The following is a 1,258-nucleotide window of genomic DNA, read 5'->3' as shown; positions in this document are numbered from 1 at the left end:
CGCATGGGGGGATGACGCAGGAGGATGGCGGACCGTCAGTTAAAAGTCTTGCCGTGTGATGGCGAAATTCTATGATACATCCACGATAACCATGAGACTGCCTGTTTTTCTGACCGATCTGCACACGTTCTGCGTTGTGCCAGCATGCCAAGATAGAAAAGGATAACACCATGAACACATCAGTTCATACGACCGCCCCCGCTCTGGTGGCCGATGCCGGTATTCCACTACGCGACATTCTGCCATGGGGCGTGTTCGGCCTGATCATGGCCGCACTGCTGATTTACTTTGTGGGTGCGGAACAGGGCGCGACCTCCCTTATCTCTGGCCATTCCGTGCATGAATTCGTGCATGACGGCCGCCACCTGCTTGGCTTCCCCTGCCATTAAATAACTAGTCGTCAGGAAAGAACTCGTCTCATGGTTGGTCGTCTTCTCGCCCGTGGCATGGCTGCGGGCATTGTGGCTGCATTGCTCGGCTTTGTGTTTGCCAAACTGTTTGGCGAACCTCAGGTCGCGCTGGCCATTGCGTTTGAAGCCGCACAGGATGCTGCGGCAGGCAACGCCCCCGAACCCGAACTTGTCAGCCGCGCTGTGCAGGCCTCGTATGGTCTGCTGACTGCGGTGCTCATGTATGGTGCGGCATATGGTGGTGTGTTCGCCATTGTGTTTGCTGTGGCGTACAAACGCCTTAACCTGTCCAGCCCGCGCGCCTTGGCGTTGCTGCTGGCCGGGGTTGGGTTTTTGACCTTTGTGCTGATCCCCGATCTTAAATATCCGCCCAACCCGCCTGCTGTGGGTCTGGAGGAAACCATTGGTCTGCGTACGGCCATGTATTTTGCCATGGTGGGCATTGCTATTGCCATTTCCATGATTTCGCTGCTGGTCGGGCGCGCCTTGGCCGCGCCGCTGGGGCGGTGGAACGCTGCACTCTGTGGTATTGGCCTTGGCATTGCGCTTGTGGTGGTCGCGCAGTTTGGCCTGCCGGACATTAACGAAGTGCCGGGTGATTTTCCCGCCATTGTGCTCTGGCGCTTCCGCGAGGCAGCCATTGGCATGCAGCTTGTCATGTGGTCCACCCTTGGGCTGGTGTTTGGTGCGCTGGCGGAAAAACTGTTGCAGTCCACACGGGTGCAGGCACGCTAACGCGTTTTTGCATCCGGGAGCCTTGGGGCTGGTATAAAAAAAGGGCCACGCAACTGCGTGGCCCTTTTTGTTTGGTCCAGCTACGGGAAGAGGCTTTGCCAGAGCAAAGCCCC

General features: G+C 57.6%; 2 protein-coding genes. Both read left to right on the top strand.

What is annotated here, in order from left to right; genetic code table 11:
* Window positions 1-170: 170 nt before the first annotated feature.
* Entirely contained in the window at window positions 171-389 is a 219-nt protein-coding gene (locus tag AABE20_RS10225) for a CbtB domain-containing protein (protein ID WP_165993543.1), read from the top strand.
* Between the two features lie 30 nt (window positions 390-419).
* Window positions 420-1,145: a CbtA family protein gene (locus AABE20_RS10220; protein WP_338332970.1), complete on the top strand. Its 726-nt coding sequence runs from the start codon at window positions 420-422 to the stop codon at window positions 1,143-1,145.
* Window positions 1,146-1,258 lie beyond the last annotated feature (113 nt).

It is taken from the genome of Acetobacter zythi, assembly GCF_963921165.1.
GTDB lineage: Bacteria > Pseudomonadota > Alphaproteobacteria > Acetobacterales > Acetobacteraceae > Acetobacter.
Note: the sequence above shows the minus strand (reverse complement) of the source record. Positions and strands in the feature narration are given on the sequence as shown.